At 68.0% G+C, this 26290-nt stretch carries 21 protein-coding genes, 1 other RNA gene and 1 pseudogene; 9 read left to right on the top strand and 14 right to left on the bottom strand.

The genetic code is table 11. From position 1 onward, the window contains the following. Nucleotides 1-373: 373 nt before the first annotated feature. The 4 genes from dnaJ to hrcA all read right to left on the bottom strand — a co-directional run bounded on the left by dnaJ (nucleotide 374) and on the right by hrcA (nucleotide 5481). Complete coding sequence (dnaJ, locus tag CEK68_RS12835) at nucleotides 374-1504, bottom strand: molecular chaperone DnaJ (RefSeq protein ID WP_017908540.1); 1131 nt, start codon at nucleotides 1502-1504, stop codon at nucleotides 374-376. A gap of 151 nt (nucleotides 1505-1655) precedes the next feature. Further along, nucleotides 1656-3584 (bottom strand): molecular chaperone DnaK, encoded by a 1929-nt coding sequence (dnaK, locus tag CEK68_RS12840; protein WP_017917724.1) that lies wholly within the window; start codon nucleotides 3582-3584, stop codon nucleotides 1656-1658. Between the two features lie 145 nt (nucleotides 3585-3729). Then, nucleotides 3730-4251, bottom strand: a complete 522-nt coding sequence (gene grpE, locus CEK68_RS12845; RefSeq protein WP_010344263.1) for a nucleotide exchange factor GrpE — start codon at nucleotides 4249-4251, stop codon at nucleotides 3730-3732. Nucleotides 4252-4422: 171 nt separating this feature from the next. Further along, nucleotides 4423-5481: a heat-inducible transcriptional repressor HrcA gene (gene hrcA / locus CEK68_RS12850; protein ID WP_017913572.1), complete on the bottom strand. Its 1059-nt coding sequence runs from the start codon at nucleotides 5479-5481 to the stop codon at nucleotides 4423-4425. Nucleotides 5482-5592: 111 nt separating this feature from the next. Between hrcA and recN the strand changes: the two genes are divergently transcribed. Further along, a complete protein-coding gene (gene recN, locus CEK68_RS12855; protein WP_152239612.1) occupies nucleotides 5593-7254 on the top strand; it encodes a DNA repair protein RecN in 1662 nt (553 codons plus the stop codon). A gap of 902 nt (nucleotides 7255-8156) precedes the next feature. On the opposite strand, the gene fur is transcribed toward recN, so the two are convergent. After that, nucleotides 8157-8579, bottom strand: coding sequence for a ferric iron uptake transcriptional regulator (gene fur, locus CEK68_RS12860; RefSeq protein ID WP_026143876.1), 423 nt, complete (start codon nucleotides 8577-8579; stop codon nucleotides 8157-8159). A 103-nt stretch (nucleotides 8580-8682) separates the two neighbouring features. On the opposite strand from fur, the gene bamE reads away from it, so the two are divergent. Beyond that, nucleotides 8683-9081, top strand: coding sequence for an outer membrane protein assembly factor BamE (gene bamE / locus CEK68_RS12865; protein ID WP_152239613.1), 399 nt, complete (start codon nucleotides 8683-8685; stop codon nucleotides 9079-9081). Nucleotides 9082-9108: 27 nt separating this feature from the next. On the opposite strand, the gene CEK68_RS12870 is transcribed toward bamE, so the two are convergent. Together CEK68_RS12870 and CEK68_RS12875 are read right to left on the bottom strand one after the other, a co-directional pair. Further along, nucleotides 9109-9363 carry an RnfH family protein gene (locus CEK68_RS12870; protein ID WP_152235801.1) on the bottom strand — a complete coding sequence of 85 codons (255 nt, stop codon included), beginning with the start codon at nucleotides 9361-9363 and terminating at the stop codon, nucleotides 9109-9111. A gap of 5 nt (nucleotides 9364-9368) precedes the next feature. Then, nucleotides 9369-9800 (bottom strand): ubiquinone-binding protein, encoded by a 432-nt coding sequence (locus CEK68_RS12875; RefSeq protein ID WP_026144297.1) that lies wholly within the window; start codon nucleotides 9798-9800, stop codon nucleotides 9369-9371. Nucleotides 9801-9858: 58 nt separating this feature from the next. On the opposite strand from CEK68_RS12875, the gene smpB reads away from it, so the two are divergent. Next, entirely contained in the window at nucleotides 9859-10362 is a 504-nt protein-coding gene (gene smpB / locus CEK68_RS12880) for an SsrA-binding protein SmpB (RefSeq protein ID WP_010344270.1), read from the top strand. Between the two features lie 577 nt (nucleotides 10363-10939). Here smpB and CEK68_RS12885 read toward each other — a convergent pair. After that, complete coding sequence (locus CEK68_RS12885; protein WP_152239614.1) at nucleotides 10940-13189, bottom strand: S8 family peptidase; 2250 nt, start codon at nucleotides 13187-13189, stop codon at nucleotides 10940-10942. 82 nt (nucleotides 13190-13271) lie between these two features. Between CEK68_RS12885 and CEK68_RS12890 the strand changes: the two genes are divergently transcribed. From CEK68_RS12890 to CEK68_RS12905, 4 genes are all read left to right on the top strand, one after another. Beyond that, complete coding sequence (locus CEK68_RS12890; protein ID WP_017917064.1) at nucleotides 13272-13649, top strand: hypothetical protein; 378 nt, start codon at nucleotides 13272-13274, stop codon at nucleotides 13647-13649. Nucleotides 13650-13756: 107 nt separating this feature from the next. Beyond that, nucleotides 13757-14108, top strand: a transfer-messenger RNA (tmRNA) gene (gene ssrA / locus CEK68_RS12895). A gap of 562 nt (nucleotides 14109-14670) precedes the next feature. Further along, on the top strand, nucleotides 14671-15492 hold the full coding sequence (locus tag CEK68_RS12900) for an enterotoxin A family protein (protein ID WP_157836490.1): 822 nt from the start codon (nucleotides 14671-14673) through the stop codon (nucleotides 15490-15492). A gap of 231 nt (nucleotides 15493-15723) precedes the next feature. Beyond that, nucleotides 15724-16047 carry a hypothetical protein gene (locus CEK68_RS12905; RefSeq protein WP_152182078.1) on the top strand — a complete coding sequence of 108 codons (324 nt, stop codon included), beginning with the start codon at nucleotides 15724-15726 and terminating at the stop codon, nucleotides 16045-16047. A 92-nt stretch (nucleotides 16048-16139) separates the two neighbouring features. Here CEK68_RS12905 and CEK68_RS21260 read toward each other — a convergent pair. Then, nucleotides 16140-16269 (bottom strand): annotated as a pseudogene (locus tag CEK68_RS21260) (IS30 family transposase); the annotation flags it as partial. 423 nt (nucleotides 16270-16692) lie between these two features. On the opposite strand from CEK68_RS21260, the gene CEK68_RS21025 reads away from it, so the two are divergent. Beyond that, nucleotides 16693-16866, top strand: a complete 174-nt coding sequence (locus tag CEK68_RS21025; protein WP_087963689.1) for a hypothetical protein — start codon at nucleotides 16693-16695, stop codon at nucleotides 16864-16866. 508 nt (nucleotides 16867-17374) lie between these two features. Next, complete coding sequence (locus CEK68_RS12915) at nucleotides 17375-18367, top strand: GGDEF domain-containing protein (protein WP_148828118.1); 993 nt, start codon at nucleotides 17375-17377, stop codon at nucleotides 18365-18367. A gap of 385 nt (nucleotides 18368-18752) precedes the next feature. Here the strand turns inward: CEK68_RS12915 and CEK68_RS12920 are convergent, their stop codons facing one another. The 5 genes from CEK68_RS12920 to CEK68_RS12940 form a co-directional block, all read right to left on the bottom strand. After that, on the bottom strand, nucleotides 18753-20213 hold the full coding sequence (locus CEK68_RS12920; protein WP_152239616.1) for an efflux transporter outer membrane subunit: 1461 nt from the start codon (nucleotides 20211-20213) through the stop codon (nucleotides 18753-18755). Next, nucleotides 20207-20941: an SDR family oxidoreductase gene (locus tag CEK68_RS12925; protein WP_017909475.1), complete on the bottom strand. Its 735-nt coding sequence runs from the start codon at nucleotides 20939-20941 to the stop codon at nucleotides 20207-20209. Before CEK68_RS12925 ends, CEK68_RS12920 begins: the two co-directional genes overlap by 7 nt. A gap of 31 nt (nucleotides 20942-20972) precedes the next feature. Then, nucleotides 20973-24143: a multidrug efflux RND transporter permease subunit gene (locus CEK68_RS12930; protein ID WP_017909474.1), complete on the bottom strand. Its 3171-nt coding sequence runs from the start codon at nucleotides 24141-24143 to the stop codon at nucleotides 20973-20975. Between the two features lie 141 nt (nucleotides 24144-24284). Then, nucleotides 24285-25490 carry an efflux RND transporter periplasmic adaptor subunit gene (locus CEK68_RS12935; protein WP_152239617.1) on the bottom strand — a complete coding sequence of 402 codons (1206 nt, stop codon included), beginning with the start codon at nucleotides 25488-25490 and terminating at the stop codon, nucleotides 24285-24287. Further along, nucleotides 25487-26197 (bottom strand): SDR family oxidoreductase, encoded by a 711-nt coding sequence (locus CEK68_RS12940; RefSeq protein ID WP_152239618.1) that lies wholly within the window; start codon nucleotides 26195-26197, stop codon nucleotides 25487-25489. The genes CEK68_RS12935 and CEK68_RS12940 overlap by 4 nt, the downstream gene beginning before the upstream one ends. Between the last annotated feature and the right edge of the window lie 93 nt (nucleotides 26198-26290).

The raw sequence follows: 26290 nt of genomic DNA on the forward strand, positions 1-26290 counted from the left end.
CGGCGCTGGGCCCGGTCCTGCCTTGTCGATGCGAGTTCACGCCCGCGGGCGGACTCTGGATACCGTTCGGACACACAAGGGCCAGCATGTGGAGGGCGGAGCCGATCTACGATGCAAGCTCGAAGCTTTAGGAGCGACTGGACCTCCCGCACCTCCTCCGATGATCAGTCGGAAGACATGACGCCTGTTTAGGGGCGACATGTCCAGATACAAGGAGCGGCTTCAGCCGCGACGCTTTAACGGTAAAGCGTCGGGGCTGAAGCCCCTCCCACAAAAGCACTGCGGGAAACAACACCGGGACCATCACGAATCCCGGCTTCCAACAGCCGCAGGCTGGTCATCCCTAATCCCGAATCCCTAATCCCGGCTCACGTCATGACGTCATCCGGTCCCAGAACCCCTTCACCCCGTCGATGAAGGTCGCCGACTTGGGCGAATGCTTGCGCGCGTCCTCGCCGGTGAAGGTGGATTCGAACTGCTCCAGCAGCTTGCGCTGGTCGGCGGTGAGGTTGATCGGGGTCTCCACCACCACGCGGCAGTACAGGTCGCCTTCGCTGCGGCTGCGCACCGAGCGCACGCCCTTGCCGCGCAGGCGGAACAGCTTGCCGGTCTGGGTCTCGGCCGGGATGCGGATCTCCGCCTCGCCGCCCAGGGTCGCCACGCGCACGGTGTCGCCCAGCGCCGCCTGCGAGATGCGGATCGGCACCTCGCAGTGCAGGTCGTCGCCGTCGCGCTGGAAGATCGGGTGCTCGCGCACGCGCACTTCCACGTACAGATCGCCCGGCGGAGTGCCGGCCGGACCGGCCTCGCCCTCGCCCGACAGGCGGATGCGATCGCCGTTGTCGACGCCGGCGGGAATCTTCACCGACAGCACCTTGGTCTCTTCCACGCGCCCGGCGCCATGGCACACGCCGCACGGGTTCTGCACGATCTGGCCGCGGCCGGCGCACTGCGGGCAGGTCTGCTGCATGGCGAAGATGCCACGCTGGATGCGCACCTGGCCGCGTCCGTGGCAGGTGCCGCAGGTCTCGACCTTGCCGTCCTCCGAGCCGCTGCCGTGGCAGTGCTCGCATTCGCTCAGGGTCGGAATCTCGATGCGGCGCTCGATGCCGGCCACCGCTTCTTCCAGGTCCAACTCCAGCACGTAGCCGATGTCGGCGCCACGCCGTGGCGCACGCCCGCCGCCGCCGGCGCCACCGAAGATGTTGCCGAAAATGTCGCCGAAGATATCGCCCATGTCCGGGCCGCCAGGCCCGCCGCCCATCCCGCCCATGCCGTGCTCGAATGCGGCGTGGCCATGCGCGTCGTACATGCGCCGGCGGTTGCCGTCGGACAGCACCTCATAGGCTTCCTTGCATTCCTTGAACGCGGCCTCGGCGGCTTGGTCGCCGGGATTGCGGTCCGGGTGGTACTTCATCGCGCAACGGCGATAGGCCTTCTTCAGCTCGTCGTCGCTGGCGGTGCGGGCCACACCCAGCACTTCGTAATAGTCGCGTTTGCTCATGGCTGGGAATCGGCGATGGGGAATGGGGAATGGTTCAAAACGGGCATCCTGTAGCGATCGGTCATAGCGGCGATGAAACCGGGAACCTTAAAACGGCGAAGGAGCGGAGCCTGAGCACCGCTCCTTCGAAAACCGATTCCTTAAGGCTGGATCACGCCTTCTTGTCGTCCTTGACCTCGGTGAACTCGGCGTCGACCACGTCGTCGGCGTGGGCCGAGGACGCATGCGCGCCGCCGGCGTTGCCGCCCGACTGCTGCTCGCCCGCCGCCGCGGCCGCATACAGCGACTGACCGGCCTCTTCCAGCGCCTTGGTCTTGGCCTCGATCTGACCCTTGTCGTCGCCCTTCATCGCGGTTTCCAGGTCCGCCAGCGCCGACTCGACCTTGCCGATCACGTCGCCGCCGACCTTGCTGCCGTGCTCGGTGATCGCGCTGCGGGTGGCGTGGATCAGGCCGTCGGCCTGGTTGCGCGCCTGCACCAGCTCGTGGAACTTCTTGTCTTCCTCGCGGTTGGCTTCCGCGTCGGCGACCATCCGCTGGATCTCGTCGTCCGACAGACCGGAGCCGGCCTTGATCTCGACCTTCTGTTCCTTGTTGGTCTTCTTGTCCTTGGCCGACACGTGCAGGATGCCGTTGGCGTCGATGTCGAAGGACACTTCCACCTGCGGCAGGCCGCGCGGCGCCGGCTCGATGCCGGACAGGTCGAACTTGGCCAGCGACTTGTTGTAGCGGGCCTGCTCGCGCTCGCCCTGCAGCACGTGCACGGTCACCGCCGACTGGTTGTCCTCGGCGGTGGAGAACACCTGCGAGGCCTTGGTCGGGATGGTGGTGTTCTTCTCGATGATCTTGGTGAACACGCCGCCCAGGGTCTCGATGCCCAGGCTCAGCGGGGTCACGTCGAGCAGCAGCACGTCCTTGACGTCGCCGGCCAGCACGCCACCCTGGATCGCCGCACCCAGCGCCACGGCCTCGTCGGGGTTGACGTCCTTGCGCGGCTCCTTGCCGAAGAACTCGGCCACCGCCTGCTGCACCTTCGGCATGCGGGTCTGGCCACCGACCAGGATCACCTCGGTGATGTCGCTGGCGCGCAGGCCGGCGTCGTTCAGCGCGGTGCGGCACGGATCGATGGTGCGCTTGACCAGGTCCTCCACCAGCGCCTCGAGCTTGGCCCGGGTCAGCTTGATGTTGAGGTGCTTCGGGCCCGACGCGTCGGCGGTGACGTACGGCAGGTTGACTTCGGTCTGCTGCGAGGACGACAGCTCGATCTTGGCGCGCTCGGCGGCGTCCTTCAGGCGCTGCAGCGCCAGCGGATCCTTGCGCAGGTCGATGCCCTGGTCCTTGTTGAACTCTTCCACCAGGTAGTCGATGACGCGCTTGTCGAAGTCTTCGCCGCCCAGGAAGGTGTCGCCGTTGGTGGCCAGCACTTCGAACTGCTTCTCGCCGTCGACGTTGGCGATCTCGATGATCGACACGTCGAAGGTGCCGCCGCCCAGGTCGTACACCGCGATCTTGCGGTCGCCGCCCTGGCCCTTGTCCAGGCCGTAGGCCAGCGCAGCCGCAGTCGGCTCGTTGATGATGCGCTTGACGTCCAGGCCGGCGATGCGGCCGGCGTCCTTGGTCGCCTGGCGCTGGCTGTCGTTGAAGTACGCCGGCACGGTGATGACCGCCTCGGTGACGGTCTCGCCCAGGAACGCCTCGGCGGTCTTCTTCATCTTCTCCAGCACCTGCGCGGAGATTTCCTGCGAGGCCAGCTTGCGCCCGTCGGCGGTGGCCACCCAGGCGTCGCCGTTGTCGTGCTGGACGATGCTGTACGGCACCAGGCCGATGTCCTTCTGGACTTCGGCGTCGGTGAACTTGCGGCCGATCAGGCGCTTGACCGCGTAGAAGGTGTTCTTGGGGTTGGTGACGGCCTGGCGCTTGGCCGAGGCGCCCACCAGCACTTCGCCGTCCTTGGTGTAGGCGACGATCGAAGGCGTGGTGCGGTCACCCTCGGAGTTCTCGATGACGCGGGCCTTGCCGCCGTCCATGATCGCCACGCACGAATTGGTCGTGCCCAGGTCGATGCCGATGATCTTGCCCATTGCAATGACTCCTGAAAGGTCGTGTAGCCGGCCAGTGCCGGGATCTGGTTCGGATATAGGGATGGCTGCAGGTCATTCAAGCCATCGCCGCAAATTAGCGTTCCACCGCCGCCGCGCCGGGTTCAGGCGCGGGCGGGCGGCGCGCTCAGTCGTGCTTGGCCACCACCACCAAGGCGGGCCGCAGCAGGCGGTCGTTGAGCAGGTAGCCCTTCTGGAACACCTGGATCACGTGACCCGGGGCCACGCCCTCGGCCTCGGCCTGGCTGATCGCCTGGTGATGCTCGGGGTTGAACGGCTCGCCGGTCGGGTCGAGCAGGGTCAGGCCATTGTCGGCGGCGACCTTGAGCAACTGCTTGTAGGTCAGCTCGAGGCCGTCGCGCAGCGGGCTGGGCTCGCTGCCGGCGGCGCTCAGCCCCGCGTCCAGACTGTCGAACACCGGCAGCAGGTCGCCGAGCAGGCGCTCGTTGGCGAACTTGCGCGCCTGCTCCACGTCGCGGGCGATGCGCTTGCGCTGGTTCTCCAGGTCGGCGCGCTCGCGCAGGGCGTCGGCCTTGACCAGGGCCAGTTCGCTGCGCAGCGTCTCGATCTCCGCCTGCAGCGGATCGGTCGAGGGCTGCTGCGCCTCGGTCAGGTGTTCGGAATCGAATTCGGGGTGCTCTTGCGTCATGTCCGGGTCCCTGGCGGGGTACGTCCCGCCTTACCGGACCACCTATGTGGGCGGTGCGGGCGGATTCAAGTGAGTCCGGGATGATCAGCCATTCGGCTGCTGAAAAGCCGGGGATTGGGGATTGGGGATTGGGGATTCGCCCGGGCGCGGCGGCGCTTTGCTAGTGCTGGCTCAGCGGTCGCTGGGCGGGGATGGGTCCAGGCGGGCACCGAGGACGTCGGCGGCGGTCTGGACCAGGGGGATGACCCGGTCGTAGTCCATGCGCTTGGGGCCGATCACGCCCAGCACGCCCAGTACCTGGCCGCCGGCCATGTACGGAGCGGTCACCAGCGACACGCTCTCCAGCGGCACCATGCCGGTTTCCTCGCCGATGAAGATGCGCACGCCCGGCGCGCGGATGGTGCGTTCGAGCAGTTGCAGGAGTTCGCGCTTGCTGGCGAAGACCTCGAACAGTTCGCGCAGCCGCTCCAGGTCCGACAGGTCCTGCACGCCCATCAACTTGGTCTGCCCGGCCAGCACCATGTCGTCGCCGGCCGGGGCCAGCGCCTGCTCGGCCAATTCGACGCTGTGCGCCAGCAACTGCTCCATCTCGTCGCGCGCATGGCGCAGGTCGCGCAGCAGGCTGGCACGGATGTCGGCCAGGGCGCGCCCGGCGAAATGCCGGTTCAGATAGTTGGCCACCCGCTCCAGTTCGGCCGGCTCGTAGGCCTTGCGCGGCTCGATGACCCGGTTCTGCACCTCGTTGTCGGCGAACACCAGGATCGCCAGCACCCGTCGCGCATCCAGCGGCACGAAGTCGATGTGCCGGAACGCGAACTGCTCGCGCTTGGGCGCGCTGACCACGCCGACGAAATGGGTCATCGCCGACAGCAGCTCCGAAGCGCTGCCCAGCAACGCCTGGGTGCCGGCGGCATTGGCCATCTCCGCGCGCAGCCGTGCCACCTCGCCTTCGGCCGGCGGGCGCATCTGCACCAGGCTGTCGACGAACACCCGGTAGCCGGTGGCGGTGGGCACGCGTCCGGCCGAGGTGTGCGGCGAGCTGAGCAGCCCGGCGTCCTCCAGGTCGGCCAGGATGTTGCGGATCGTCGCCGGGCTCACGTCCAGCCCGGCATGACGTGCCAGGGTCTGCGAGCCGACCGGCTCGCCGTCGCGGATATAGCGCGAGATCAGCGTGCGCAGCAGCTGCCGGGCACGCGGATCGAGGCTGGAATGGACCGGGGAAGCGCGCATGGAATCAACCCGTGAGACTGGTCCTTAGATAATGTCTGCACGCCGGCTTGGCAAGTCATTGGCCCACCTACCCGCGCATGCTAGCGTTGCGCGGCCCTGGATGCAGACCCCATGCTCAGACATCTTTCGATCAAGGATTTCGCCGTCGTACGCGGCACCGAACTGGAATTCGGCCCCGGCATGACCGTGGTGTCCGGCGAAACCGGCGCCGGCAAGTCGCTGATGGTGGACGCGCTCGGCTTCCTGTCCGGGTTGCGCGCCGACAGCGGTGTGGTCCGCCACGGCGCCGACCGCGCCGAGCTGTCGGCCGAGTTCGTCGCCCCCACCCAGGCCCGCGCCTGGCTGCGCGAGAACGAACTCGACGACGAAGACCACTGCCAGCTTCGGCGGGTGATCCGCGCCGACGGCGGCTCCCGCGCCTGGATCAACGGCCGCCCGGTGACCCTGTCGCAACTGGCGGAGCTGGCCGGCCACCTGGTCGAGATCCATGGCCAGCACGAACACCAGGCCCTGCTCTCGCGCGGTAGCCAGCTCGGCCTGCTCGACGCCTACGCCCGCAACGAGGCCGAGCGGGCCGCGGTGCGCGCCGCCGCCGCCCGCTGGCAGGGCCTGCTCAGCGAGCGCGAGACCCTGCTGGCGCAGGGCGACGTCAGCGACCGCATCGGTTTCCTGCAGCACCAGCTGGCCGAGCTGCAGCGCGAGGACCTGGACCCGGGGGCGATCGCCGCCCTGGACGCCAACCACCGTCGCCAGGCACATGCCGCCGCGCTGATCGGCGCCTGCGAGGGCGCGGCGCAGCGGCTCAACGGCGACGAGGCGCCGGCGGTGCTGGACCTGTTGCAGCAGACCCGCCACGAACTCGGCAAGGTCGGCGAGTACGAGCCGCGCCTGGCCGAGGTGCAGGCACTGATCGACAGCGCCGGCATCCAGCTGGAAGAAGCGCTGGCGCTGATCGACCGGGTCCGCGACGACCTGGATGCCGACCCGGCGCAGTTCGACGAGATGGAACGCAAGCTCGGCCGCCTGCACGACCTGGCGCGCAAGCACCGGATCGGCGTGGATGCGCTGGCCGGGCACCGCGACGCCCTGCTGGCCGAAGTGGAGAGCCTGCGCGGCGCCGGCGAGCGGCTGGACGTGCTCGACGCCGAGATCGCCCAGGCCACCCAGGCCTGGCGCGACGCCGCGGCCGCCCTGACCGCCACCCGCGACCGTGGCGCGCAGGCGCTCTCGCACGACACCACCGCCCTGATCGGCGAACTGGGTATGGGCGGCGGGCGCTTCCTGATCCAGTTGGAACCGCACGAGACGGAGCGGCCGGACCCGGCCGGCGCCGAGCGGGTCGAGTTCCTGGTCGCCGCCAACGCCGGGCAGCCGCCGCGCGCCCTGCGCAAGGTCGCCTCCGGCGGCGAACTGTCGCGCATCTCGCTGGCGATCGAGGTCGCCGCGCTGGGCCTGGACGCGGTGCCGACCATGGTCTTCGACGAAGTGGACTCGGGCATCGGCGGCGCCGTCGCCGACATCGTCGGCAAGAAGCTGCGCGCGCTCGGCGAGCAGCGCCAGGTGCTGTGCGTGACCCACCTGCCGCAGGTCGCCGCGCAGGGCCACGCCCACTACCGGGTCAGCAAGGCGCCGGTCGAGGGCATGACCCAGAGCTCGGTGGAACTGCTGGTCCCGCGCCAGCGCGAGGAAGAACTGGCACGGATGCTGGGCGGGGTCGAGGTCAGCAAGGAAGCCCGCGCCGCGGCCAAGCGGCTGCTGCTCAGCGCGGGCTGAGCGGCTGGCGATCGGGCAGCGCCTGGCAGTGCAGCCCCGCCCAGGCGCCACAGGTCACTGAAAGCATCAAAGGCCCCTCTCCCACCGGGAGAGGGATTGGGGTGAGTGTTCGGCGCAGAGCGACCCGCTGACGTGATCCACGCGGCGGCACCCGCACCCTCATCCGCCCCTGCGGGGCACCTTCTCCCGACGGGAGAAGGGAGAAGCCTTAGCCCCTCTCCCACCGGGAGAGGGGTTGGGGTGAGGGTTCGGCGCGGAGCGACCCGCTGACGTGATCCACGAGGCGGCACCCGCACCCTCATCCGCCCCTGCGGGGCACCTTCTCCCGACGGGAGAAGGGAGAAGCCTTAGCCCCTCTCCCACGGGGAGAGGGGTTGGGGTGAGGGTTCGGCGCGGAGCGACCCGCTGACGTGATCCACGAGACGGCACCCGCACCCTCATCCGCCCCTGCGGGGCACCTTCTCCCGGCGGGAGAAGGGAGACGCCTTAGCCCCTCTCCCACCGGGAGAAGGGTTAGGGTGAGGGGCCGGCGCGGAGCGACCCGCTGACGTGATCCACGAGACGGCACCCGCACCCTCATCCGCCCCTGCGGGGCATCTTCTCCCGACGGGAGAAGGGAGAAGCCCTAGCCCCTCTCCCACCGGGAGAGGGGTTGGGGTGAGGGTCCGGCGCGGAGCGACCCGCTGAGGTGATCCACAAGACGGCACCCGTACCCTCATCCGCCCCTGCGGGGCACCTTCTCCCGACGGGAGAAGGCAGAAGCCTTAGCCCCTCTCCCACCGGGTGAGGGGTTGGGGTGAGGGTCCGGCGCGGAGCGACCAGCTGACCGATCCAACAGGCGACACCCGTACCCTCATCCGCCCCTGCGGGGCACCTTCTCCCGGCGGCAGAAGGGAGAAGCCTTAGCCCTTCTTGCCGCTCGGCCGCTTGCTGCGCACGTACAGCACCAGCGAGTGCTCTTCAAGTTCGTAGCCGTGATCGGCGGCGATCTTGCGCTGCAATTCCTCGATCTCCGCGCTTTCGAACTCGATGATCTTGCCGGTGTCCACGTCCACCATGTGGTCGTGGTGGCCGCCGCGGTCCAGCTCATACACCGCCTGGCCGCCCTCGAAGTTGTGCTTGAGCACCAGCCCGGCCGCCTCGAACTGGGTCAGCACCCGGTACACGGTGGCCAGACCGATCTCGTCGCCGTGGTCCAGCAGCTGCCGGTAGATCTCCTCGGCGGTCATGTGGTGCCGCGCCGACTTCTGCTCCAGCAGCTCGAGGATGCGCATCCGGGGGTGCGTGACCTTCAGGCCGACTTTGCGCAGATCGTGGGATTCCATGGCGTCTCCGTTCATAGCTGGTTTATCGCCAGCTGCCTGGGAATGGGTCGCGGCGGTCGCCGGGAGTGTATCATCGACGTGATTTCATTCAGCCCTGTCCCCGATGCGCAATCTCCTGCTGGTCGCCGCTGTTGCCCTGTCCACCGCTGGCTGCGGCATCATTTATAAGCAGCCCATCTATCAGGGCAATCTGATCAAGCCGTCGGCCGTCGAACAGCTGAAGGTCGGGCAAAGCAAGCAGCAGGTCAGCGCGCTGCTGGGCAGCCCCTCGATCCCGGATCCGTTCCATGCGCAGCGCTGGGACTACACCTCCACCGAGCGGATCGATCGCGTGGGCCGTACCGAGATCAAGAACTTCGTGGTGTTCTTCGACAACGACATGGTCACCCGCTGGGAAGGCGACTACTTCCCGGACCAGGACGAAGAGCTGGCCAAGAACAGCGTGCGCCAGTTCGGCCGCAACCTGGCCAAGGACAAGAAGAAGCAGCGCCGCGGCGAATGAGCCGGCGGCCGCATCGCGCCCCGCCGCTCAGCGCGGCTTGGCGCGGCGTCGCCTGGCGTCCTTCGGATCGATCAGCAACGGCCTGAGCAGTTCCACCCGGTCGCCGTCCTGCAACAGCCGCGTCGGCGCGGCGACTTCGCCGTAGACCGCGCATGGCATGCCGGGCGTCGCTTCGGGCAACGCGGCGGCGGCCAGCGCATCGGCGACGGTCGCGCCTTCCGGCAGATCCAGCCGCTGCGACACGAAGCGCTCCGGCCAGGCCAGCACCACCTCGATCTGCATGGCGGCTAGGCCTGTTCCCGGTCGGCCACGCGCACGAAGTCGTTGACCATGCGGTCGGCCAGGCTCTGGAAACCCAGCGCCAGCGCCGGCCCCAGCAGGCGCGAGGCGGGTTCGAAGTCGAGCATCAGGCTGACCTTGCTGGCGTGCTCGTTGAAGCCCTGGAAGGTCCACTGCCCCTGCAGGCGCTTGAACGGACCGTCGCGCAGCTGCATATCGATGCGATCCGGGCGCTGCAGGCTGTTCTCGGTCGTGAACCAGGTGCGGAACGAGCCCAGCCCCAGGTCCAGCCGCGCGACCAGGACGCGGTCGTTCTGCTCGAGGATATGGGCCGCGTCGCACCAGGCGAACCGGCGCGGATAGGCGGCGACGTCGTTGACCAGGTCGAACATGCGCGTTGCGGCGTGTTCGACCAGAGCGCTGCGGCGGATGATAGGCATTCGGGACGGAAGTGGGACCAAGACGTTCGGGAGGCCCCGAATCGGAGACAATAGCAAGATGAGCAAGAAACCCGCCAAGGATAAAGCAAACGGCGCGACGGCCAACAAGACCATCGCCCTGAACAAGCGCGCGCGCCACGAATACCACCTGGAGGACCGCTACGAGGCCGGCCTGGCCCTGCAGGGCTGGGAGGTGAAGTCGATCCGCGCCGGCCGCGCCAACATCGGCGAGAGCTATGCGTTCGTGCGCCAGGGCGAGCTGTTCCTGTTCGGCGCGCAGATCACCCCGTTGATCCAGGCCTCCACCCACGTGGTGGCCGACGACCGCCGCACGCGCAAGCTGCTGCTGCACCGGAACGAGATCGACAAGCTGATCGGCCGCGTCGAACGCGACGGCTACACCCTCGTACCCACCGCGATGTACTGGAGCAAGAACAAGATCAAGCTCGAGATCGCGCTGGCCAAGGGCAAGCAGGACCACGACAAGCGCAACGCGGCCAAGGACCGCGACTGGGCCCGCGACAAGCAGCGCATCATGCGCCGGCACAACAAGAATGCCTGAGGAGCTGGGATTTGGGATTCGGGATTCGGGATTCGCAACAGCAAATCGCCTTCCCGCCCCAGCTGTCTTGCCCGCCTCGCCTTTCCCGTAGGAGCAGCTTCAGCCGCGAAGCGGTGAAGTCGGGATTGGGGATTGGGGAGTCGCAACCGCAGCTCCCATTCCCACAAGCTCAGCCGCAAGTGCGACGCCGTAACGCCGTGGCACGGCAGCCGCAAGAGCGCACCGCGGTGCATGGATGCCCTTGTGGGAGCGGCCTCAGCCGCGACGCGGTGAAATCGGAATCTCGACGTGATTCGGTCGCACCGGCCGCAGAAAACGCGCAGCCCGTTTCATGCTCTCATCCGGAAACATCGGCAGTCATCCGTTGCGGCGAAAGCAGATTCCGACATGAAAGGCGATGCGGCCTCCGAGCCTGTTTCGCCCCTCGATCCCCGCCCCCAATCCCGGCCTCACCGCGTCGCGGCTGAAGCCGCTCCCACACGGGAGACCGCGCTGCCCAGGGAACCGCCGTTTGCGAATCCCCAATCCCGAATCCCCGGCTTTTCAGCAGCCGAATGGCCGATCATCCCCGCCCCACTCACGTCCCGCCAAGCATTCGCATCAGGCTCGGCAGCCCGCTGCCCTGCATGTAGCGATCGCGCTGCAGGTCCAGGCACTGCGCCAGCAGCAGTTGCTTGACCCGATCCGGTGCACCGATGAACTCGCGGCGCACCGACAGAAACGCGGCGATCAACCCCGACACATGCGCCGCGGCCATGCTGGTGCCGCTCATCTCCACCATCCAGGTGCCGGGATCCTCGAGCGCATAGCCGTGGTGCGCCGACAGGATCTTTTCGCCCGGCGCGACCAGATCCGGCTTGTAGCGGCCATCGGCGGTCGGGCCACGCGAAGAGAAGTACGAAATGCCGTAGCTGTGCGGGCTACTCTTGTGCACCGAACCCACCGCCAGCGATTCCTCCAGGTTGGCCGGGTCGCCGATGCTCAGGTCCAGGTTCAGCGGGTAGGCCTCGCCGTCGCCCTGCATCAACCAGGCCAGGCCGTCGTTGCCGGCCGCGATCACCACCACCACGCCCTGGCGCCACAGCCGGCGCAACTCGTTGCATAGCGGGGTGAAGCCGCAGCCATAGCTCTCGGCGTCGAAGTAGCCGCCCAGGCTCAGGTTGACACCGTGCACCACCAGCTCGCCGGCGCGCTCGTTGAGCTCGGCCACCTGCTGCACGCCCTTGATGATCCACGAGTCGCGGCCGTTGCCGTCGTCGTCCAGCACCTTCAGCCCGTACAGCCGCGTCAGCGGCGCCATGCCGGCGAACTGCAGCGGCGCTGTGGTCGGCACGCCCGGCAGCGGCGCCTCGCATTGCCCGGCGATGATGCCGGCCACGTGGGTGCCGTGGCCGTTGCCGTCGAGCGTGTCGAAGCCGGCCTCGCCCGGGCGCAGCGCACGCGCGCGCCCGCGCTGGGTGCAGTCCCATTGGGCAAGCACGGTCGCCGGTTGCCCGGCGGCATGGAAGTGCGGATGCGCCGCGGCGATGCCGCTGTCCAGCACCGCCCAACCGATACCGGTGCCCAGCGCGCGGTAGGCCACCTGTGCCGCGTCCACCTGGATCGTGCTGCGCGACTGGTAGATCAGCGCGCGCTTGCCCGCATCGCGCCACAGGCGCTTGAGGTTGAGGTCGCGATAGCGCTCGCGCAGGCTCTCGATCTCGAACCGGGTCAACCGCGCCGACACATAGCGCTGCAGCGTGTCCTCCAGTTCGATCTGCGCATCCAGCGCCTCGCCGTGCAGGCCGGTGGAGGCCTCGGTGAGCGTGCGCAACGCGGCGATCAGCTCATGCTTGCGCTGCGCCGGATCGCCGACGTCGGACAACCGCTCCAGCTCGATCAGCACCTCGTGGCGGTAATCCGGCGCGCGCGCTTCCAACTGGTCGGACAGGTCCTTGATCAGCACCGGATGCGCGATCGGCTGGTCGAAGCCCACCCCCACCGCGCGCCGCACCTCGGCGCGCACGTCGGGGATGGACAGGTAGCCGGCGGCCGAATGCGGGTTGTGCTGCCAATCCGGATTGATCTTCGACCCGGCGATATTGTGGAAGCGCCCGCCGGCATCGGCGATGTCGTCGCTGAGATCGTCGTCCAGCGCCACCGGGTCGCGCCGCTCGGCGACGTTGACCCAGCGCGCCACGCAGGGTGGGAACGGCAGCTTCGGCGTGCCGGTCCACCCCTTGAACATGCTGCGCACCACCGGCAGCCCCAGCGGCGAGCCGAGCGTGAGCAGCAGCGACACCTCGCAGTCCTGCGGCTGCAGCTCGCGCAGCACGTCGTAGGCGATCAGCGCCCCCTGGCTGTGCGCGACGATCACGAATGGGCCGCCACCGGCGCGGATGCGCTGCAGCAGGCTCTCGCGCATCTGCGTACGCCGCGCCGGCACGAAGAAGAAGTCGTGCACGTCCTGCAGCAGCGCTGCGGAGATCAGCTTCAGCAGTGCGCGGTTGAGCACGTCGATCACGCCCTGCGCGTGCACGTCGGCGGCTGCAGCCGCCGGTGCCGGCGCCGCCGCCTCCACCTCGTCCAGCACTTGGTGCAGCTGTGCGCGCTCGGCCTCGCTGGCGGCCAGCGTGTCGGCGAGCTGGCGCAGATCGGCCAGTTGCGGGGCCACGCCGAGCGCGCTCAGCATGCGTTGCTCGGCCTGGTTCAATACCGGGCCGCGGTCCTGATCCTGGCAATCGCCCGGCTCCGGCGACGGATAGCGTTCGCGGTTGACCCAGTAGGCCATGCGCGTGCGCTCACCCATCGCGCGGCCGAACAGCGCGCGATCCCATTGGCAACGCAACACCTCGGCCGGTGGCTTGTTGCCGATGCCATGGATGTAGACGACGGTGCGTGCCCGACCCTGCGCCAGCGAACCTTCGCCGGTGGCCTTGGGCCGCAGCGCGTTGCCCGCCGGTAGCGCGGCGGCGGGCGTCGCCGAGGCAGGCCTGCTGGCGCCGGGAGCCGCGGCGTTGGATCTGGACGGTGCTGCCGGCCTTGCCGATGCAGGTCCCTTCGTGGATGGAGCTGCCGATGCCGGCGTCGTCTTCTTCGCCGCCTTGGCAGCCCGCGTACCGACCGCTGGCGTCTTGCGCGCTGTTGCTGTCGGCTTGGCGGCAGATCTCGCCGGCGCCTTGCCGGGGGTGGACGTCGAGGACGTGACGGGTGCCTTGGGCGTACGCCCGCTGCTGCGGCCACGCGGCTGTCTGCTTGCCATTGCGCTGCTCCATGCCTGGGGGAATGCCTGGGGGACGGCGGCGTGACAGGGCCGGCGTCGCAGTGAAGCCAGCTTAAGCGCGGCCTGTCTCAAGACTTGTGACTGCCCTCCCCGATCCCTACACTGTGCAGGTCAGCGTTTGACGTTGTCCCCGGGGGTGCACTGGTTTCGACGGGGGTTGCAAAATCGCTTGGCGCATGCCGAGGGGGCAGCTTTCCTCGTAAATCCAGCCGCAAACTTATAGTTGCCAACGACGACAACTACGCACTGGCCGCTTAAGGCCTAGCCCCGAAATCGCTTGTGTCCGTGCTCGCGACGTAGGGTCATTATCACGGAATCGCCGGTGGTGGCTGCCTGTCAGCCATTGGCTAAATCAAGCAGGCTGGTCCCGGGATGCGCTTCGCACATCGTGCTGTTCCGGGGCGAGATCCAACGATGAGCTAAGCATGTAGTGCCGGGGATGGAGTGCCTTCGGACGGCGGTTCGATTCCGCCCACCTCCACCATCTGATCGCGGAAAAGAGCAGTAAACGCTTGATTCTGCGAAGGTTTGGCCCGGGGTTTGATGATCGATTTGAGCCTGGTCCAGGTATCAAACGAGGGATCAAACCCCGTGCCGAAGCCTTATTTTCTGCGCCGCCCGGCTGTGCCATAGGCGCGCGTCTTCGCTCCCACCGATCTTCGGACCCTCGCTGGCCCGCGCCACTTGGTGCACCCCGTTTTCTACCGATGGGCGATGTCGCCCGTCTGGCTGCCTCGCGTGCCGCTGCAGCACCCTCGGGGGCATTCGATCGGATGCGACAGGACGCGAGCATGAACGACGATTTCCTGAGCCAAGCGCTGTCCGCGTTGCGAGGGAAGCAGGCGCGCCCCCTACATCATCAAGGCCGGGGGCATGGAACTCCCTGCCCATGGGGCTGAATATGAAAACCCAATCGCAAATGCCAATGAGTTTTCGCCTATTTTCATTGGCGAGTTTAATAATTGTACATATTCAATAAATACAATCATTTCCATATTCATCGCCTATAGAGCCATCGTCTTGAGAAATCTGCTGGAGTTCTGGAATTGAAAAATCTGCTCTGTCTATTCTGTCTCATCATCTGTCCTTCACTGGCCTGGGCAAACGACCCACCAGATTTTCTTTTCAGATGCGATACGCGGTCACCCGATGAAATTCAACAAGCCGGTGGGTTCTATCCGCACAACAACGGCAGGATCCGCGATTACGACCTCGCCCATCACTTCACCGGAGAAAGTGTCGAGCATTACACCTCCGCCTTCGTATCGACGAGCTCGGATTTGGAAGCAGCCGTCAACCATTGCCTGAGCATGGTCGATAGAGGTCAGAGCGCATGGATCTACATGATCGTGCCGGGCAACAATTTCTATAGCGTTCCGTCCTCCCTGCAAAGAGCCCGTGACAGCCATGTGGCCGGCTCCCCGGAATGGCAGAGAATCAATCAACTCATCAGCGACTATGACGGCATGTCCGAATATGTGGCGGTCGATGGGTTTCCTTTCGGCAGAGTCATCAGTCACGCCGAGCTCAACCAAGAGATGGTCGACGACTATTACCATGACGAAGACTCGGTGCTGTACTCGCCCGACTTTTGGGACAATCGATGGAATTTTTCGGACGCTTTCAACGCTGATTTCGATGGAGAACAGCCCAACGATTCACCATACCTGGTGGTGGACGAACCAGCGAGCCAGGTGGTACTGGCGCTCAATGAGCATGCGATGGAACTACCGCTGCGCTTCGTCTGCGACGCGGCGAACGGCTTTCCGGCATCGAGCAGATCGATAGCATCCTCGCATTCATGCCCCAGGTACGAAATCATCAAAAGGCTCTATGACAAACAAATAATATCCAGCATTATACTTTGACCATCGACAGACCAAAGTCCGTCTCCAGCGCAGTATTTCCCTGAAAAACCGAACCACTGTCACCCAGCGGGCATTGCGCTTGCCGGGAGAGTGGGTGGTGCACGTTCCATCTGATGCCCCCCAAAAATACTATAGACGGCCACAAACCAAACAGGTGTCCACACCCACACGAGTCTGCGCATTGCAGTCGTTCGTTTTAGTGGACCCACACGAAAAAACAGGAGCACGACAATGAAAATCAAGCCCCCAGCCTTTGCAATCGCAATCTGCCTTTCGTCATTGAGCCTGAATGCAATGGCAGGCGAATATACCGAAACCGGATACCTGAGAAATGTCAAGGCGAACAATACCGGGAGCACCTGTTTCTTTCAGATCGCGGGGTCACCCACAGGACATAACTTCCAGGGCGGAGAGTGGTATTGCGGAGATATTGCAGGCCAGAACATTCTGAAACTGGCGCAAACCGCACAAATCCTCCAGATGAAGGTCAAAGTCATCCTGGAAGGAGACGGAGCCGCGTACAAGCCGGTAAAGGCCGTTGAATTAGCCAATTAGAACGACTGGGTGCCAGGCGGGCGTGGACGACGCGCAGGAGCCGGAGCATACGTGGGGGACCTGAGGATTCCGAGGCCGGCCGTGCCCCTGCTCTCGCACAGCACCGCCAGCCGGGCCTTGCGCTCCACCAGCCTGCCCACGCACGAACGGTTGAACGCGCCCTTGATCAGGTCGCCCTTCCCAATGCCTCGGCACCAGGCGTTGCTGCACCTGCTCCGGACGATGCACGATGCACGGCTGTTCGGCACCCACGAGCGTCTGAGGCGACCATGCGCGGCAGGCCGCGCATGGCCTTGCGCAGCGCCAGCTGACATGCCAACGCACCAGCAGGCGATCTACCTGCCGGTGCGCGAAGAAAGTGGTCCAGCCGCGGATGCCTGCATCCTTGAAGCAGCCCCAGGCATCGCCCCGGCCGCACAGCTGGTAGGCGCATCATGCGTCCGTGTCCGTTACGCCGGCGTCCTTGAGGCGTTGCGAAATGATGTCGGCGGCGTCGTTGCCGTGCGATGACGACGCATGCCAACCGCGCCGCCGCCAAGAGCGCCTAGGCGGGCACTGGCGATGGCGGCATCGGCGACGCGCCGACATACCCGTCACCGCCGGTCTGTACGGTGGCAGACGCCCTCCTCGATTCGGACACTCCCCATGCCATTGACCCAGGAACAACGGCGCATCCTGCAGGACATTCATGCCACCACCCCGGTCAGCGAAGCCGAGGCGACCTGGGCGGTGCGCGAGGACTACGCGGCGCAAGGCGAGGACGGCGATCTGGCGCTCAGCCAGAAGGGGTTGAAGGCCATCGACGGCAGCGAAGCGTAACCCGCCTCCTGGCCGGGACGTCTTGCGGATCCCATCATGCCGGTGACGGTCGCGCTGCAGAGATAGCCCGTCAGGTCCGCGCTGCGTCTATCTGCACACGGCGCCGCCCCCACGCGACGACAGCACGGTTCACCCTGCTAGCGCCCGCGCGTCGCCCGTCCCCTCATCCGGCGCTGCGCGCCACCACCTCCCACAGGGAGAGGATCAGGCGCGAGCATCCTTGCATCAGCGCCGCCCTACATGCCGCCAAACAACGTCTGCCGCGTGACGCAGGTTGATCGGTGCGACGCCGATCCCTCCGCCAATGCGACGTCGTCGTGATGCCGTGCGTGTCGGCAATCCCGCTGCGTCGCGGTCAGCTTCGGGATATCGACCACAAAAGAATTTCAGGCATGGAACTTGCAGTTGCCACCGCAACGCCTCTTCGCCAGCCTGATGTCGCCATGCTCGTTGCCCGCCCTCGCCAGCCCGCCTGCAATGACCGTGCGCCGCTCCGGAGTCCAGCCCCGTGAGCGCCGGATTGACCCTGCGTCGGCACTTCCGGCTCGGCATCATCAAGACACTCGGTCCGTCCACGGCCGGGGTGCTGCTGCTGTTCGCGGTCTATCAGATGGCGATCGGCGCGCCGTGGACCGCGCTGGCCGGCGCCGCGCTGGCCGGTCTGGCCGCGCTGGCGACCTGGCTGGCGCTGCACCGTGGCGACGGCCGCATGGATCCGCTGCTGTCGCTGAGCTGGTTGCTGGGTAGCGCCCTGGCCTGCCATGCACTGCGCCACGCCGCGGTACCGTGGCTGTACCTGGTGATGATGAGCAATTTCTTCGTGGTGACGCGCCATGTCGCGCTGGCCTGCAATGCCACGCTGATCGCGGTGCTGCTGGTGGTGACCCCGAGCGCCCTGGGTGCCGAGCACTTCTTCTCGATGATCTCGGTGTCGTTGCTGATCACCGGGCTGGGCTACATGCTCGCGTTGCGGGTGGAAGGCGATCGCGTGCAGCTGGAGCAACTGGCGTCGCACGATTCGCTGACCGGGCTGCCGAACCGCCGCATGCTCGAGCGCAGCCTGTCGCAACGGGTGGCCGATCCGCGTCGTGCGACTCGCCGGCATGGGCTGATCGTGCTCGACATCGATCACTTCAAGGAGGTCAACGACCTCTACGGCCATGCCGAGGGCGACCGGGTGCTGGCCGAGCTGGCGGCGCTGCTGCGCGCGCAGGTACGTGCGCCGGACGAGGTATTCCGGTTCGGCGGCGAGGAGTTCGTGGTGGTGGCACGGCTGCAGTCCGCGACCGAACTCTCCGCCTTCGCCAGGCGCCTGCACGATGCCACCCGCTCTGCGCTGCGCGGCCCCAACGGCACCATCACCGTGTCGCTGGGCGCAGCCATGCTGTGCGACGAGGTGCAGTGGCACGACTGGTTCTCGCGCGCCGACACCGCGCTGTACCAGGCCAAGAACAACGGTCGCGACCGTTATGTGATCGCCGAGGACGTGGCGCAGGACTGAACGACCAGCACCCGCGGCGATCTGCCGCATGCCCGGCGGGTCTTCGGTCCGGTCGCCATCACCAAGGGCCGCTCCGATGGCGGGAAGCATCCTGTGGGCATCGACTGTGATGCCGGGCGAAGTGGCGTGCGTTCCGATGGCGCAATGCGTCGGGACTGAAGTCCCTCCCACAGCGCACCCGCAGGGCTCGCCGCAAGCCATTGCGGGAGTCGCCTGCCATGCAGCCGCGTCGGGCTTCAGCGGGAACGCCCGGCGCGGCTGACGCCGCTCCTGCAGACAAACCTGGGACGCGGCCGGATGGCGGCGAGAGCACATGGCGAGCGGTGCCGACCAGGCGCCGCGGTGCGAACGGTCGGCCCGCACCGCGGCAGGTGCAGCGCTCTGCTCAGGGCGCCTGCACCGCGGACGCCGCCACCGCGGTGGTCGCGACGTCCCGGCTGCCGGCCTCCGTGCCCGCGTCCTGCCCCCAACCACCAAGCGCCTTGTACACCCGCACCACGCCGATGTTCACCGCCGCTTCGGCGTCGGCCAGGGCCGCCTCGGCGGTCAGTTGCGTGCGCTGCGCATCGAGCAGAGTCAGGAAATCCTCCGAGCCTTCGCGATAGCGGATCTGCGCCAACGCCTCGGCACGCTGCGCCGCCTGCGTCTGTTCGGCCACGATCGCCAGCCGCGCCTGTTCGTGGGCATAGGCGGTCAAGGCGTTCTCGGTGTCCTCCAGTGCGCCGAGCACGGCTTTCTCGTAGTCGGCGGCGGCGCCGTCGGCCTGCGCTTCGCTCGCGCGCAGGCGTGCCCGCACACTGCCCAGGTCGAACGCCGCCCACTGGATCGACGGGGTCAGCGACCAGGCCTTGCTGCGGCCGTGCAGCAAGGCGCCGGCATCGCCGGACAGGAAGCCGACGAAACCGGAAAGACTGATCCGCGGGAACAGGTCGGCGGTGGCCACGCCGACGCGCGCGGTCGCCGCCGCCAGACGGCGTTCGGCGATGCGCACGTCCGGACGCCGGCGCAGCAACTGCGTGGTATCGCCCAGCGGCAAGGCCCGCGCATAGGCCGGGGTCGGCTGCGGCGCCAGCAGTGCGTCGAGCGCGCCCGGCGGCTTGCCCAGCAGCACCGCCAGCCGGTGCCGCGCCTGTGCGGCGTCGACTTCCAGCAGCGGGATGTCGGCCTCGATCGCCTTCAGCCGCGCGCGGCTGCTCTGCACGTCCAGTTCGCTGCCGGCGCCCAGTCGCCAACGGGTCTCGGTCAGCCGCTGGGTGTCGCGCAGGTTGTCCAGCGTGGTCCGCGCCAGCGCGATGCGCTTCTGCGTGCCGCGCAGGGCGAAGTAGTTGCGCGCCACCTCCGCGGCCACGGTGACCTGGGCGTCGGCCAAGCCGGCCTGTTCGGCTTCCAGGTTCGCACGCGCGGCTTCGCTGGCGCGGCGCTGGCGCCCGAACAGGTCCAACTCCCAGCCGGCATCGAAGCCGAGCCGGTAGCTTTCGGTGAGCACGCGCGCGCCGCCGGCGTCCGCGTCCGGGGCCTTGCCGCGGGTGTAGTCGCCGCCGACGGTGACATGCGGCGCCTGGTCCAGGCGCTGCTCGGCGAAGACCGCGCGCGCCTCGTGCACGCGCGCCAGGGCGAGGCGCAGGTCCAGGTTGGCGACCAGGCCGTCGTGCACCAGCTGTTCCAGCACCGGGTCGTCGAACTGCGCCCACCAGGACGCGACCGGCGAGTCGGTCGCGAACACCGGCGACGCGGCGCCCTGCAGGGTCACCGGCGGCTGCGCCGGTGCGCGGTAGTCGGGGCCGACGCTGGCGCAGGCGCTGAGCAGCGCCAGCGCCAGCGCGCCGAAGACAGGACGGATCACCATGGCAGCACCTGTCCGACATGGGTGTAGCTGCCGGTCGGGCCGTCGGCGTCGAGCAGCGCCATCATCACGCTGCTGCGCGCGCCGTCGGCCACTTCCAGCTCGCCCTCGCCCGCGTTCATGTCGGTCTTCACGTAGCCGGGGTGGATGGTGTTGACCTTGATCGGGGTCTCGCGCAGTTCGTAGGCCAACTGGATGGTCCAGGCATTCACCGCGCTCTTGGACACGTTGTAGGCCGGCACCTTGAAGTCGTAGATCGGCGACCCGGGCTGGCTATGCAGGGCGAGCGAACCGAGCACGCTGGAGACGTTGACGATGCGCGCGGCCGGCGCCTCGCGCAGCAGCGGCAGGAACCCCTGGGTGACCGCGATCAGGCCGAACAGGTTGGTGTCGAAGGTCTCGCGCCAGGTCTCCAGGCTCTGCTGCGACACGCTCAGGCGCGGGTCGTCGCGCAGGATGCCGGCGTTGTTGACCAGGATGTCCAGCCGCCCATGGCGTGCGCGCACCGTCTCCACTGCGGCGGCGATGCTGGCGGCGTCGGTGACGTCCAGGGTCAGCGGCTCCACCGGCAGGCCCTCGCCCTGCAGTTCCAGGGCCGCGGCGCTGGCGCGGGTGGCGTCGCGCCCGGCCAGCAGGGTGTGCACGCCGGCTTCGGCCAGCTGCCGCACGGTGTGCAGGCCGATGCCGCGGGTGGCGCCGGTGACCAGGGCGATCTTGTGTGCTGCGTTCATTGCGAAACTCCTGAGAAGGATGGGAAAAGGATCAGCCGTGCGCCGGCGCGTCGGCGTGGGCCGGCGCATGCGAGACCAGCGGCCGCCCGGCCAGCTTGCGCAGGGCGACATAGAACACGGGGGTGAGGAACAGACCGAACAGGGTCACGCCCAGCATGCCGGCGAACACGGTGATGCCGGTGGCAGAGCGCACTTCCGCGCCCGCGCCATGCGAGAACACCAGCGGCACCGTGCCGGCGATGAAGGCGATGGAGGTCATCACGATCGGGCGCAGGCGCAGGCGGCAGGCCTGCAGCGCCGATTCGACGATGCCCTTGCCCTGCAGTTCCAGTTCGCGGGCGAACTCGACGATCAGGATCGCGTTCTTGCACGCCAGGCCCATCAGCACCACCAGACCCACCTGCACGAACACGTTGTTGTCGCCGCCGCTCAGCCACACCCCGAACAACGCCGACAGCAGGGTCATCGGCACGATCAGGATCACCGCCAGCGGCAGCGTCCAGCTCTCGTACAGCGCCGCCAGCACCAGGAACGCCAGCAGCACCGCCAGCGGGAACACCACCAGCGCCGCATTGCCCTGGGTGGCCTGCTGGTAGCTCAGGTCGGTCCACTCGATCTCCATGCCGTTGGGCAGCACCTGCTTGGCGATCTGGGTGATCTTGGCCATCGCCTCGGCCGAGGACAGCGAGCGCGCATCCGCTTCGCCGGCCAGGTCGGCGGCCGGATAGCCGTTGTAGCGCAGCACCGGGTCCGGGCCGTAGGTCTGCTTGATGGTCACCATCGAGCCGATCGGCACCATCTCGCCGTTGGCGTTGCGGGTGCGCAGCCGGGCGATGTCCTCCACGCTCTCGCGGAACGGCGCATCGGCCTGGGCGATCACCTGCCAGGTGCGGCCGAACTGGTTGAAGTCGTTGACGTAGGTCGAGCCCAGGTAGGTCTGCAAGGTATCGAACAGATCGGTCAGGGCCACGCCCTGGGCCTTGGCCTTGACCCGGTCGACCTCGGCGTCGAGCTGCGGCACGTTGGCCTGATACGTGCCGATCGGGAAGCTCATGCCCGGGGTCTGCGCCACCGCGCCCTGCATGGTGCTGACCGCGTTCTGCAGCGCGCCGTAGCCGAGGTTGGCGCGGTCCTCGATGAACAACTGGTAGCCGTTGCCGTTGCCCAGGCCGAGGATCGGCGGCGGCATGAAGGCGAACGACATGCCCTCGCCCAGTTGCGAGATGCGCTGGTTGATCTCGGCATTGATTTCCAGCGCGCTGCGGTGGCGCTCGGCGAACGGCTTCAGCGGCAGGAACACCACGCCGGTGTTGGGCGTGTTGGTGAACTGCAGCGCGTTGAGGCCCGGGAACGAGATCGCATGCGCCACGCCATCTGTCTGCATGGCGATGGTGGCGACCTTGCGCAACATCGCGTCGGTGCGCTCGATCGAGGCGCCCTCCGGCAGCTTGACGCCGGCGATCAGGTACATCTTGTCCTGGGTCGGGATGAAGCCGCCCGGCACCGCCTTGAACATCAGCCCGGTGACCAGCAGCAGCGCCACGTACACCGCGAACACCGCGCCGCGGCGGCCGAGGATGCGCGACACCGCACCCTGGTAGCGGTCGGAACTGCGGTGGAAGAAGCGGTTGAACGGACGGAACAGCCAGCCGCCGAACAGCCGCTCCATGCCGCGCGACAGGCGGTCCTTGGGCGCGTCGTGGCCTTGCAGCAGGCGCGCGGCCAGCGCCGGCGACAGGGTCAGCGAGTTGATCGCCGAGATCACCGTGGAGATGGCGATGGTCACCGCGAACTGCTTGTAGAACTGCCCGGTGACCCCGGACAGGAACGCCATCGGCACGAACACCGCGCACAGCACCAGCGCGATCGCGATGATCGGGCCGGACACCTCGCGCATCGCCTGGTGGGCGGCCGCAAGCGGGGTCAGCCCCTCCTCGATGTTGCGCTCCACGTTCTCCACCACCACGATCGCATCGTCGACCACGATGCCGATCGCCAGCACCAGCCCGAACAGGGTCAGCGTGTTGATCGAGAAGCCCAGCAGGTACAGCGCGGCGAAGGTGCCGACCACCGACACCGGCACCGCGATCAGCGGAATGATCGAGGCGCGCCAGGTCTGCAGGAACAGGATCACCACCAGCACCACCAGCAGCACCGCCTCCAGCAGGGTGTGGACCACCGCGCTGATCGAGTCGCGCACGAAGATGGTGGTGTCGTACACCGCCTCGTACTTCACGTCGTCCGGGAACTGCTTGGTCAGTTCGTCCATCTTGGCGATGACCTGGTCGCGGATCTGCAGCGCATTGGCGCCCGGCGCCTGGAAGATGCCGATGCCGACCGCGTTCTTGCCGTCCAGCTGCGCGCGCAGGGTGTAGTCGCCGGCGCCCAGCTGCAGGCGGGCGACGTCGGACAGGCGCACGGTCTGGCCGTCGGCGCCGACCTTGAGCACGATGTCGCCGAACTCCTGTTCGGTACGCAGGCGGCCCTGCGCGTTGATCAGGGTCAGGAACTTGCTCTCCGGCATCGGCTCGGCGCCGAGCTGGCCGGCGGAGACCTGCACGTTCTGCTCGCGCATCGCCGCGACCACGTCGCTGGCGGTGAGCCCGCGTGCGGCCACCCGCTCCGGGTCCAGCCACGCGCGCATCGCGTAGTCGCCGCCGCCGAACACCTGCGCGTCGCCCACGCCCTGGATCCGTGCCAGCGCGTCCTTGACGTGCAGGCGCGCGTAGTTGCGCAGATACAGGGTGTCGTACTTGCCCTTGGGCGAGGTCAGGTGCACCACCATCAGGAAGGTCGGCGACTGCTTCTGCGTGGTCACGCCCTGCCGGCGCACGTCCTCGGGCAGGCGCGCCTGCGCCTGTGCGACGCGGTTCTGCACCTTGACCGCGGCATCGTCCGGATCGGTGCCCGGGCGGAAGGTCACGGTCATCTGCAGCACGCCGTCGGAGCCGGCGACCGACTTGATGTACATCATGTTCTCCACGCCGTTGATCGCCTCCTCCAGCGGCGTGGCGACGGTCTCGGCGATGACCTTGGGGTTGGCGCCCGGATACACCGTGCGCACCACCACCGAAGGCGGCACCACGTCCGGGTATTCGCCGATGGGCAGCAGCGGGATGGCGATCAGGCCCGCGGCGAAGATGACGATCGACAGCACGGCGGCGAAGATCGGCCGGTCGATGAAGAATCTGGAAAAGTCCATGGGTGGTGGTCCTGGAAACGGATGAAACGGGGGGCCGGGCGCGGACGCAGGCATGCCGGTGGCGACGCCGGGCCATCGCGGGCCCGGCGGGGCGCGGCCGGCAGGTCATGACCCGGCCGATGCTGCGTGGGCGCCCGCGACTCAGTCGAGGGCGACGGCCTGGCGCGGTGCGGCAGGAGACGCGGTCTGCGCGATCGGCTTGGCCTGCACCGGCATGCCGGGCATGAACACCTTCTGCACGCCGTCGACGATGACCTTGTCGCCGGCGGACAAGCCGCTTTGCACGATGCGCAGGCCGTCGGCGCTGCGGCCGAGCTGCACGTCGCGCCGCTGCGCCTTGCCGTCCTTGTCGACCACGTAGACGTACTTGCGGTCCTGGTCGGTGAGCACCGCGCGGTCGTCGATCAGCACCGCGTCGAAGCGGCCGCTGCCGAGCAGCCGCACCCGCGCGAACAGGCCGGGGGTGAAGCGGCGGTCGGCGTTGTCCAGCAGCGCGCGCACGTGGATGGTGCCGGTGCTGCGCACCAGTTGGTTGTCGAGGAAATCGACCTTGCCGGCGTGCGGATAGCCGTCCTCGCCGACCAGGCCGACCTGCACCGGCAGGCTGCCGTCGCGCTCGCTCGGGCGCTGGCCGTCGCGCGCCATCTGCGCATAGCGCAGGAAGGTGCCTTCGTCGGCATCGAAGTACACGTGCACCTTGTCCAGCGACACCAGCGTGGTCAGCACGCTGGCGCTGTCGCCGGCGCTGACCAGGTTGCCGGCGGTGACCATCGCGCGGCCGGCGCGGCCGGCGATCGGCGCGCGCACCTGGGTCCATTCCAGGTTCAAGCGTGCGCTGTCCACCGCCGCCTGCGCGGCCAGCACGTCGGCCTGTGCCTGCTCGGCCGCGGCGCGCCGCTGTTCCCAGCTCTCGGTGGAGATGGCCTGCTGTTCGGACAGGGTCTTGGCGCGCGCGGCCTCGCTGGCGCTGAGCTTGGCCTGGGTGCGTGCGCGCGCCAGATCGGCCTCGGCGCGGGCCAGGTCGGCGCGGTAGCTGCGCGCGTCGATGGTGAACAGCACATCGCCCTTCTTCACCTCCTGCCCTTCGACGTAGTTGACCTTGTCGATGTAGCCGGACACGCGCGGGCGCAGGTCGACGTGCTCGACCGCCTCGACGCGGCCGCTGAACTCGTCCCACTGACTGATCTGCTTCTGCAGCGCGGGCGCCACGCCCACGCTCGGCGGCGGCGGCGCGCCCTGTTCGTTGGCCTTGCCGCCGCAGGCGGCGAGCGTGGCGACCAGCAGCGCCACCGCCAGCGGGCGCAGGGCGCCCGGCAGCAGGCGCGACGGCATCGGAATCGGATTCATGGAGAGACCTCGTGGGTGGAGAAGGAAAACGGCAAGGGGGTGAGCAAGGCGCTGCGCGGCTGGGCAAAGTGGCGGCGGTCGATCTCGACCAGGGCGCGGTCCGGCCGCTGCGCATCGGCGAGCAGGTGGACCACGGCGCGGCCGACGCCGAGGGTGGTGAACCACTCCGGGCAGTCGCCGATGGCGTCGTCGCTGCGGCACACCGGCGCGGACAGCGACAGCAGGTGCACGTGCACGCCCAGCGGCTTGGCTTCCTCGTGCAGCACCTGCGCGAGCATGCGGATCGCGGAGGCCGCGACCGAACTGTCGCCGTGCCCGGACCAGGCACGCAGTGCGCAGGGGCTGCCCAGCAGCACGTAACGGGCGCCGCGCTCGTGCTGCGCCAGCAGCGGCAGCAGATGCCGGGCGGCAGCCAGGTGCGGCAGCAGATCCGCATCCAGGCGCCGGCGCAGCGCCCCCAGCGGTCGCTCCAGCAGGCGCCCGGAGCGCAGCGGGCTGCCCAGGGCAGCGACCACCGCGGCCAGCGGCCGCGGCCGCTGCGCGATCTCGGCGACCAGGGCCGCGGCAGCCGCGTCGGTGCCGACCGAACCGGACAGCACGTCCAGCGCGGGTTCGTCGCGGTGGCGATCGCGCAGCGCGGCCAGGCGGGCGCGATCGCGCGCCACTGCCAGCACCGGGCTGCCCGCCTCCAGCAACGCCTGGACCACGCCCTGCCCGACCGGCTGGGGCGAATCGCGATTGTCCCGTCAGCGGGAGGAAAAGTCCCGTGAGCGGGATGTTGGCCCCCGAAGTCCTGGTCC

It is taken from the genome of Xanthomonas sp. LMG 12461, from assembly GCF_009192935.1.
Classification (GTDB): Bacteria; Pseudomonadota; Gammaproteobacteria; order Xanthomonadales; family Xanthomonadaceae; genus Xanthomonas_A; species Xanthomonas_A sontii.

Coding starts and splice junctions, on each gene's coding strand:
- dnaJ (WP_017908540.1), bottom strand. CDS start 1,504: ATGAGCAAACGCGACTATTACGAAGTGCTGGGTGTGGCCCGCACCGCC.
- dnaK (WP_017917724.1), bottom strand. CDS start 3,584: ATGGGCAAGATCATCGGCATCGACCTGGGCACGACCAATTCGTGCGTG.
- grpE (WP_010344263.1), bottom strand. CDS start 4,251: ATGACGCAAGAGCACCCCGAATTCGATTCCGAACACCTGACCGAGGCG.
- hrcA (WP_017913572.1), bottom strand. CDS start 5,481: ATGCGCGCTTCCCCGGTCCATTCCAGCCTCGATCCGCGTGCCCGGCAG.
- recN (WP_152239612.1), top strand. CDS start 5,593: ATGCTCAGACATCTTTCGATCAAGGATTTCGCCGTCGTACGCGGCACC.
- fur (WP_026143876.1), bottom strand. CDS start 8,579: ATGGAATCCCACGATCTGCGCAAAGTCGGCCTGAAGGTCACGCACCCC.
- bamE (WP_152239613.1), top strand. CDS start 8,683: ATGCGCAATCTCCTGCTGGTCGCCGCTGTTGCCCTGTCCACCGCTGGC.
- CEK68_RS12870 (WP_152235801.1), bottom strand. CDS start 9,363: ATGCAGATCGAGGTGGTGCTGGCCTGGCCGGAGCGCTTCGTGTCGCAG.
- CEK68_RS12875 (WP_026144297.1), bottom strand. CDS start 9,800: ATGCCTATCATCCGCCGCAGCGCTCTGGTCGAACACGCCGCAACGCGC.
- smpB (WP_010344270.1), top strand. CDS start 9,859: ATGAGCAAGAAACCCGCCAAGGATAAAGCAAACGGCGCGACGGCCAAC.
- CEK68_RS12905 (WP_152182078.1), top strand. CDS start 15,724: ATGAAAATCAAGCCCCCAGCCTTTGCAATCGCAATCTGCCTTTCGTCA.
- CEK68_RS21025 (WP_087963689.1), top strand. CDS start 16,693: ATGCCATTGACCCAGGAACAACGGCGCATCCTGCAGGACATTCATGCC.
- CEK68_RS12920 (WP_152239616.1), bottom strand. CDS start 20,213: ATGGTGATCCGTCCTGTCTTCGGCGCGCTGGCGCTGGCGCTGCTCAGC.
- CEK68_RS12925 (WP_017909475.1), bottom strand. CDS start 20,941: ATGAACGCAGCACACAAGATCGCCCTGGTCACCGGCGCCACCCGCGGC.
- CEK68_RS12930 (WP_017909474.1), bottom strand. CDS start 24,143: ATGGACTTTTCCAGATTCTTCATCGACCGGCCGATCTTCGCCGCCGTG.
- CEK68_RS12935 (WP_152239617.1), bottom strand. CDS start 25,490: ATGAATCCGATTCCGATGCCGTCGCGCCTGCTGCCGGGCGCCCTGCGC.